Below are 8,978 nucleotides of genomic sequence, written 5' to 3'. Positions count from 1 at the left end.
GAACCGCTGTATACGAGACCCGTACGTACAGTGGTGTGAAAGCCTCTCCCTGCTAGTGATTATTAGCGGGGCGGGCTATTCGATTACCTGGCTGGCTTTTCTTTCAGCAAACTTGATAGCGTTGGCAAAGACATACTCTTTTGCAATTTTTGGTGTAGCGTTGGCTTGTGCGAATTGCAAATGTGTATGGCTTTATGGGTTAGCTAATATATAACCATATCATTTTTCATATTGAATAATAAATCGGCTAAATTTTTATTATTATCTTCAAGAATCGCTTTATTAATTCTTTTGTTCAGGTGTAAGTTTAGATAATCCTTTAAAAATATAAAGTCTTTAGATTTATCTTTAAAGTATTCTAGTAAACTTAATATTACAGTCTCATTTATTTCTTGTTTAAAGAGTTCAATAGTGGCTGATGTAATTCCTTCATTAGCAAGTTTTTTATCATTTTTAACCTCTTCAATTTCTGTTGGCAAAGGACCAAAACCTATAGCTTTATTAGTTTTAGCGATTCGAAATGAGCTTTTTATTAAACTTGCGGAATCACACGCAAGTAAAAATAAATTTTGGTTTTTGAAAATTCCCATTTCATTTCTTTTTACCAAAGGTTGTTTTGGGAAATCATCAAGTAATTCACCGCCATAAATTTGATTATCTTGACCGTGACCCAAGAATATTATTGTATTATTTTCTGGAAGCTTCGAAATACTATCTATACAACTTCTATATGATTCTTCGCTCGGATGAACTTCAATCAATTCAAATTCGATAGAATTAGATTTCATATTTTCCACAATAGGGTACAAAAAACTAGTTGAAGGGTCGACTGAAATAATAACTGTTATCATCAATCCTTAAATTTATTTAAGTTAACTAAATGAGCTATAGTTAGTTCAACTAAGTTTTTCTGAAAATCAATTCCATTAGGCAAATCTTTATCAATTTCGTGAGCAATTTCAGATAATGATTTACCTTTAAATTTAGGGTAAACACTATTGAAAATTAAGTCTGGGTATTTTTCTAAGTAATCAATTAAGTGCTTAGAATAATTGTATTTTTCTTTAGGCTTAATAAAAAGTGAAAAAAGGTCATTAGCTAAATTGTTCCGATCAATAAAATCATCAATTTTTAGTTTGACTAGTTTTTTTATTTGATCAGGAGAATTTAATTGTTCTACAATTTTATCTTGTTCAGCAGAGTATAGGCAAAATTGCGCAAAACGCAATCTGTATTTTTGAGATTTACTTTGATTTTTAATCCACGAAAGAAGTTGATAACCATCTACGTTTTCATCTGAATAATCATAGTCAGAAGCAACGATATCAAAATTTTCTTGAGAGTAATTTTCTGTAATGTATTCTTTAATTTTTTTTAGATCTAATATAACTTTTTGATTCTCATCTCTTTTTTTAAACTTCTCATCATTTAAATTTAGAAAGGTTTCATCAAGGTCAAATCCAGAACGTTTTAATTTTTTTCTTAGATTTTCGATTTGCGAATCTATTCTATTGTCATCTATGTATAATAATCTAGTTACACTCATATTGTATTGAAAATAATTTTGAAAGACGCACCTTTTAATTTTACATTGTTTCCCAAAAAGGATATATTACAATTCATATCATTCAATAAACTTTTTGTGTAAAAAAGACCAATACCAGAGCCACTCATACCAGTTGGAGGAACTTCACGAACTGAAAGCTCAAAAATTCTATTCGGATCACTTAGGAATTTGTTTGTAAGCCCATTTCCATCATCTGAAATGACCAAAGCCAATTGCTTTTCGTTAATATTTTCAAAATCCAAAAGAATATTTTTAGCATTCCATTTTACAGCATTACTGATTAAATTGTCAAGAATAATAGATAAATTTAATACGCTAATATTCTTATTTAGATAAGAGTTGTTGGTTTGAAATTTAAATGAAATTTTATCGGAGAATGTTTCACCGTATAGAGAGATATATTCTTTTATATATGAAACAATATCCACATCTTTCTTTTCAATATCTTCTTTAAGGTCTGCTCTAGTTACAAATTCTGCCATTTTGAGAGATCTTTCAGCATTAAGTTTTAAAAAACCCAATTTTTTAATTAAGTCTTCAACCTCAAAATCGTCTTCAGTTAAATCATCTATTATATTATCAATCCCATCTCTAACTTCGATATTATTTATTTTGATAGTATGAATTAAACCATCTGCATCAGGACTTAATGTTCTTCTAGTTGCAAGTAAGTATAAATTTTTTTCTTTTTCAATATTGAAATTTGTCTCTGCTTTTTCTGCTTTTTCTTTATAAGTGTTTGCTGTTTTTTCTGCTTTGTCTTTTTCTCCTTTCAAGTTGTCAAGTTGAAATTGTAGTTGCTGTATTAATATTGTTTGTTCTTCTATTGTTTTTTTATAATTCTGTAACTCTAATATTGCTTTTGAAGTAACTTCATTAGTGTTATATTTTTCAAACTCATTTATTTGTTTTTCTAAATCAGCATTTTGTTCTGCTTTCCTTTGTAAAATTCTACTCAGTGTTTCAGAGTCAATCTTTTTATTATCAAAGTCTTCAATTAATTGTTGAAATTCTCTTTCAGATTTTTCTTTCTCCTCCTCAATTTTTTGAGTAATAAGTTTTTCATTAATATAGAGTTCAATTACATCATTTGTTTTAGCAGAAATTATAGAATGTATGGCACTATAAATACGTCGTTGTTTTGTCTTATGATCTTCCCTAAACTCTAAATCATCTTCAAAAATATCACCAGATACGATTTTGGATTCTATCTCTTTTAGAATTTTGGCATCTTCTTTATCTTGACTGTCATAAATAGAACTGTCCCAGTTAAGTCCTTCAACGACATATCTCTCTAGTCTTCTTAAAGATTTATAAAAATAACTGTCATTTCTTTCAGAATTTGTTAGATTTTTAAAGTTATCGTTTCTAACGATTCCTTCACGACTTGATACAATTTGAAAGTCATTTTGTTCATCAAGAATCTCTATTTGACCTATGATATCTCTTAATCCAAGATATCGTCTAGTCCCTTGTGCTTTTCTTTGGTCTAAACCTAACCAGTCATTTCCAACTTCTCCATATGGAGATATTCGAAAGCCATTTATAAATAGAAATACTGAACCATAGTTTACAGATTGAATTCCTGTTTGTTTTGTAAAAAAAGCTTTAGCATATGGGTTTAGGTAATAAAGTGAGGTTTTTACATTTTTAATGAATGGGTAATAAGGATTTTTTTCCTTTATCCAAAATACAGTTTCTCCTTTATCTTTTAATTCAGTATAAATAACTACGCCATTTTCAATAGTTTTCGTTTCAATACTTGTTGATTTAAAATCTAATTTATCAAAAATTCTATTTTGAACTTTTCCTATAAATTTTTCGTGAGGCTCGCGAATATTATTCTCATTAATAAATTCGGGTGCATCTATGAATATTCCAAAATCATCACTTTCAAAAGCTTGATTTGGATTGATTAGTTTTTCGAGATATTTTTTTAAATCAACGAATTTTTCGGTATCCCATTTGGTTATTATTCCATTTTTGTCTTTGATAGGATAAGCCCATGAACTACGTAATTTTATTACTTCTAATAATACACCTTGTTCAAATGCTTCAATTCCATAATTAGCTAACTCAGCCTTTGTTAATGATTGATATTGTAAGGGAATAGATTGAATTTCTTTTTTTTCATCTTCAATCTCAAATAATTTCCAATCAATTGTCAATTTTACATATTCAGAATCTTTCTTTGTCTTAGCATATAAATTTAGATATTCACCAAGCCTGTCACAGGAAAACCGTCCAACACCTTTGGCACCTGCCATTCTCCTTTTATGTTGGGTTTTATTTGCTTTTTTTTCAGAATAAGCAATATTTAACCACTTATCTTGAATTCCATCTAAGTCCATTCCAAGCCCATTGTCTTGAATGATTAATCTTGATGTTTTATCAGAAAAGGTTTTATTAATTTTATCGTCATTATCTTTAAGATTAAGATAAGTTACAGTAACATTTTTAGCATCTGCATCAAATGAATTCTTAACTAATTCTAGAATAGCAATATTGTCGTCATTGATTAAATCTTTACCAATAATGCTTTTTAATTGAACGTTAGTTTTAAAATGTAGTTTTTGTATATCACCCATTAATAAGTTGTTTTAAAACTAAACCTGCTTGTTCTCCAAATAAAGGAGGTATAGCATTTCCAATTTGTGAATATCTTGGTACTTCCTGTGTTCTTCTTTTTCCGCCTGTTGTGTATTTACCTTTGAATTCATATGAGTCTGGAAAAGACTGTATTCTTGCATATTCTCGAACAGTCATAATTCTAGGTTCACAGTAGTGAATATAGTCATCAGGTAATGTCGTAATTGTTGGTGTCGGTTTGTTTGCTTCAAGTATTTTTGTGCTACTTTTTTTAAGTTGGAATCTTTCTCTATATGCTGAGCTTGTAAGGTTTTCATCCAATGCAATTTTAAATCTAGCTTTTATCGCCTCTGTATGTTTTGCAAACCTATGACTATCAACTCTGCCGTTTTTTCTAATGTATTTACGAGCAAATTTTTGATAATTTGATAAAGGTTCACTATAAACTCCTTCTTTAAATTTAGGTGTTTCAGATTCAATTGCTCCATTAGATTGAAGTAAGTCAGAAATCGCATTTTCTAAAGTAGGATTCAGAGTAAGATTTTTGCTTACTAAAAATGCTTCTTTGTTATTTTGAATACCATTAAAAAAGCTTTCTTTATTAATTGATGGATTTTCTTTAATAAAATCATTTTGTATACCAACTAAAATAAATCTTGTTCGTTTTTGAGGAATACCATATTTGGAGAAATCTATCAATTGACCTTTTACAGAATATCCTAAATTTTGTAGTTGTTCGACCACATGTGTTGAGTATGCTTTACCTTTTTTATCATTGTTTTTGAAACCTAGTGTAAAACCTTTGACATTTTCAAAGAATATCAATTTGGGTTTTACGTAATCAATAAATTTTATGTAGGAATTAATTAGGTCATTTCTAGAATCATTTTCTATTCTTCTTCCAGCCATTGAAAATCCTTGACAAGGTGGTCCACCTGCCACCAAATCAATTTTTCCTCTTAACTTAATTAGTTCATCTGAATTATTCTCTAGAATTTCATTTATATCGTGGTGTTTTTGTTCTAACCAATTTGGCCAATCAAAATGTTTTTTCTTTTTGATTAAATTATATTCAAGAGTTTTAAAAGCATCTTCGCTTTTTTCAATTGCAAAAGCACCTTTCCAACCTGCATTATGCAAACCAAGAGAAAGTCCTCCGCAACCTGAGAATAGGTCTATATATGTCTTAGAGTTGTCCATTTAAACACTTTCCTTTGTTGAGTATAATAATTCTCTAATATCAATATCTAAAGCTTTAGCAATATTTAATAAATTTTCCAAAGATGGCTGTCTGGCATTAGTACACCATTGCGATATAGTAGATTCGTCTTTCTCTAGTTTCTCTGCTAACCATTTGTTCTTCCTTCTGGTTTCTGCGAGTGCGACTTTGATTCTATTTATTTCCACTTTATCCAATTAATTTGTGTTTTACGCAAATATATTAACTTATTTCGAATAATATTTACATTTCAGAAGGTATTTTCATTCGGGTGGCGGTGGGTAAGGGCAAGCTCTTTTGGTTTTTCAGCGTTGGATTTAGCGTTGGCAAAAACCAAATGTGCTTGAACGTGCGGTGGATTTTTTCAGCTTGCAGGTAACGCCCCGCTGTATGCGGTCGGCCGGGGCATTTCTGCCCGTTACGAAATTTTCAGGCCAAACGCTGGTGACTGGGGAGCACGCAACCCGCAATATGCTATGGAGCCCCGGCTGCCGTATCACAGCATGTTGTACCGTCGTGCATTATTTTACTATCGTCCAGCTTTTCCATGAATCTGTCTAACTTTAAGTTTCAAAATTTCCATTTTTGAGTAATAGTCATCTGATTTCAACTGCTTTTCTTTGATTACCGAATCCTTCTCCTCTAAATGAAGAAGTAATATGCTCATACCATGTTTCTTTTCGTGCAAGTCTTTTACAATTTGCATATCACCCCAGAAAACAACAGATTCATATTCGTGTCCACATTCGTCCATTACATAACCTTTATCTTCAATTACTGTCGCACAAACATTTTTGTTAGAATTCAAAAAATCCAACTTGAGACCATTTTTAGCGCAGTGAGAATAAAGTGTCTCATTTTCGGCATCATATCCATAACTCAGCGTGACGATATACGGTTCATTCTCTCGACACATTGAAATCACAGCAAATTTGCCTTTTTTAAGGATTCTATCAATGTCTGATTTTTTAGTCAGTTCTCTATTTGGTCGATTATGTAAATGGTAATGCTTCATTATTATTCTTTCTGATTGTCAAGGTTTTAAAAAGGCAGGTTTTCTAAATCTTCATTATCAAGCGAATCAGGTTCTTTGTTGTCTTGCTCTTTGAAATGATTATTAAAATCTTTTGCGCTATTCATTAACTCATAGTCTCCATTCAAATAGAAATCCAAGTCAGTCGCATTTTTCTCGTAAAATTCATCGACCGGAATGCCATCAATTACATAAACTCTGCGGAATTTCATTTTTCCACCAACGAAGTAAGTCTCCTTTATGAATTCACGTCCGTTTTTATCTCTATGAATCTTTTTCACTTATCCTTAATCCAAGTTAATTGCACTTCGGTTTTTGCATGCGGTACAACGGTGGCGGTATGAAATCGTCGGGGACTGCGGGCTACTTTCCTGTCGAGTTACACCGAACTTGATGTGTGGCAGAATGCTTAAATAACCACTTAAACCCCAATGTTTTATAACGCATGTTGGCAACCGTTATTAAATAAAGTCGTAAACAATTTTTTCAATCTTGGAGATGTTGACTCTAAAAAAATCCATCTCGTCACTATCAATATTTTTTGCATGGGCATCTGAACGAAATTTATTTATTGTCTCCAAAGCAACTTTTGTTTCGTCCTTATTAGTTCCAAAAATATTCTTAAATATCAAGTCATAATGTTTAGTAATTATTTTAATTAAATCCATAAAATATATTTCAACTTTATCAGCTTCAAAAAGGTCTGAATATTCAAATCCAGTATATTTTGTTTTGCGGTCGCTTCCGTAAATATTCAAGACTTGATTGAATGCCTCAGTCTTACCAAGATGCGATTGTAACTGCATTCTAACCAATTGTCTCATTTTTATTTCAAGTTTATTTCTCCTTTCAGAAATTTCTTTCCATCGTTCCTCTGGCGTTTTAAGTTTTGCTTTGTATTTGTATTTGTTTCTCAGATAGTCTTTTATGGACTCAATTTTAAAGTAAAAATTCCCGTCGTTTTCTTCAATTAGATTATATCCTTTTAAATGCGAAATTAGTTCAGGTGCAAAACTAGCTAGTTCATTAAACGATTCCATATCATCGTTAGCCAAATATGTTAACATATCATACTCTTCTGGATAAAACTTTACTAATACTTCTAAAATCATTTCAAAATAATGACTATACCTTTCTGAAAATGTTTCTTTAGCTTTTTTGTACTGAAGTTTATCAACTTTTGTGGGACGAGTTTTATTTGCAAATTCATTAGCAATACTGCAAACATGCCTCATTAAATATGGGTGACCTCCAAAATCATCTTTTAGCTTACCAAAAATCATATCATCAAACTCTAATCCCATATATCCACCGAGTTTTGAAATCATTTCTGTTGTCTGAGAAACTGTAAATCCTTGAATATATTCGAATGGAATTTTATTAAAAACAGGATTGTCAGAATCATTGATTCGAGGAGTTTCTATAGCCTTTGGATTTGTGCCAACTACAAGAAACGAAAATATCGGTTTTTCTTCCTCACGAATAAACCTTTGAAAATTAGACCTTATTGTCTGCCAAAACAACAAAAAGTCCATATCGGTTTTCCAAAATGGGTTTGGAGAAGTTACAGGCGAGATATTTTCAATCTCATCAAAAATCAATAGGATTGGTTTATTATCTGATTTCTTAAATAACTTCTTTATGTCCTTTTCAAATTTGCTACTGGCATCACTATATGTGTATTTACTTTCATCCTCTATTAAACATTGAATGTCATTCTGTCTTTTGATTTCCTTAATTATATAATGAAGAGCCTCATTCCACCTTCTTTGATTAAAACCTGTATCTTGACAATCAATTACAACACTTGGCATTCCGTCCATTTTAAGTGCTCTTGCAATTCCATTAATCACTGAGGTTTTACCTGTTTTTCTTAGTCCAAACAATCCTGAATTTTCATTTGATTTATGTCTGTTGATTATTTTTTGAATTAAGGATGTTCTTCCAAAGAAGAAGAAGTCTTTAGTAATAGGAGATTCAAAAGCAAATAGGTCTCTTTCAAAAAAGAAATTTCTAAATCTATTTTTTATAAAATATGTATTTGATGATCGAAAAAACTCATCATAAGAAAATGGAATTACAACTCTAGATTCTGGATCTCCTTGCAATAGTTTCTGTAGACGTTCTTTAATGTTTTTGTCCTTACTAATAAGTACACAACACACATTTTCTAAACGCAAATCAGGATAATACTTGTAAACATGGTCAAATACATCTAAAGAACGAGTTTCGAAATTGTCATATGGACTAAATACAACAACAACTTCCTTTTCCAAATTAAACATCTCTTGATAATCCCTTGTTGGTTTTACTAGAAAGTATTTATAATGAGATGTTTGGTTTAAAATGATATTACCTCCTCCATTTGTAACATACCAATCTTTGGAAATGAAATCGAGTATATAAGATTCATCTTTATCAAAATGGTCTGTTTTTGTATTTCTATTTATCCCAGGGAATGTATCTGTCATATTATATTGTTTTTCTGATGTGTGAGGTTCTTTTTAATGGTTGCCAACTCCCAAATAAAGCCATGGGCTTTATTTCGTTTATATTTTAATGAAAAGTGT

General features: G+C 30.7%; 8 protein-coding genes. All 8 read right to left on the bottom strand.

All coding sequences use genetic code 11. The features are described from left to right. Window positions 1–203: 203 nt before the first annotated feature. The 8 genes from QUH73_RS20195 to QUH73_RS20160 all read right to left on the bottom strand — a co-directional run bounded on the left by QUH73_RS20195 (window position 204) and on the right by QUH73_RS20160 (window position 8,879). Window positions 204–851, bottom strand: coding sequence for a hypothetical protein (locus QUH73_RS20195; RefSeq protein ID WP_289532256.1), 648 nt, complete (start codon window positions 849–851; stop codon window positions 204–206). Next, window positions 851–1,546, bottom strand: a complete 696-nt coding sequence (locus QUH73_RS20190; protein WP_289532255.1) for a hypothetical protein — start codon at window positions 1,544–1,546, stop codon at window positions 851–853. The genes QUH73_RS20195 and QUH73_RS20190 overlap by 1 nt, the downstream gene beginning before the upstream one ends. Further along, a complete protein-coding gene (locus QUH73_RS20185; protein ID WP_289532254.1) occupies window positions 1,543–4,155 on the bottom strand; it encodes an ATP-binding protein in 2,613 nt (870 codons plus the stop codon). The genes QUH73_RS20190 and QUH73_RS20185 overlap by 4 nt, the downstream gene beginning before the upstream one ends. After that, on the bottom strand, window positions 4,148–5,356 hold the full coding sequence (locus QUH73_RS20180) for a DNA cytosine methyltransferase (RefSeq protein ID WP_289532253.1): 1,209 nt from the start codon (window positions 5,354–5,356) through the stop codon (window positions 4,148–4,150). Before QUH73_RS20180 ends, QUH73_RS20185 begins: the two co-directional genes overlap by 8 nt. Further along, the gene (locus tag QUH73_RS20175) at window positions 5,357–5,563 is read right to left on the bottom strand and encodes a helix-turn-helix transcriptional regulator (protein WP_289532257.1); all 207 of its coding nucleotides are present in this window, start codon (window positions 5,561–5,563) and stop codon (window positions 5,357–5,359) included. A 341-nt stretch (window positions 5,564–5,904) separates the two neighbouring features. Then, window positions 5,905–6,390, bottom strand: a complete 486-nt coding sequence (locus QUH73_RS20170; RefSeq protein ID WP_289532252.1) for a pyridoxamine 5'-phosphate oxidase family protein — start codon at window positions 6,388–6,390, stop codon at window positions 5,905–5,907. Window positions 6,391–6,416: 26 nt separating this feature from the next. Beyond that, the gene (locus QUH73_RS20165; RefSeq protein ID WP_289532251.1) at window positions 6,417–6,689 is read right to left on the bottom strand and encodes a hypothetical protein; all 273 of its coding nucleotides are present in this window, start codon (window positions 6,687–6,689) and stop codon (window positions 6,417–6,419) included. Window positions 6,690–6,869: 180 nt separating this feature from the next. Next, window positions 6,870–8,879, bottom strand: a complete 2,010-nt coding sequence (locus tag QUH73_RS20160; protein ID WP_289532250.1) for an ATP-binding protein — start codon at window positions 8,877–8,879, stop codon at window positions 6,870–6,872. Window positions 8,880–8,978: the final 99 nt, after the last annotated feature.

This window comes from Labilibaculum sp. K2S (assembly GCF_030372765.1).
In the GTDB taxonomy this organism is placed as follows: Bacteria; Bacteroidota; Bacteroidia; order Bacteroidales; family Marinifilaceae; genus Labilibaculum.
The sequence above is the reverse complement of the archived record's forward strand: the minus strand, read 5'-3'. Positions and strand labels throughout refer to the sequence as shown.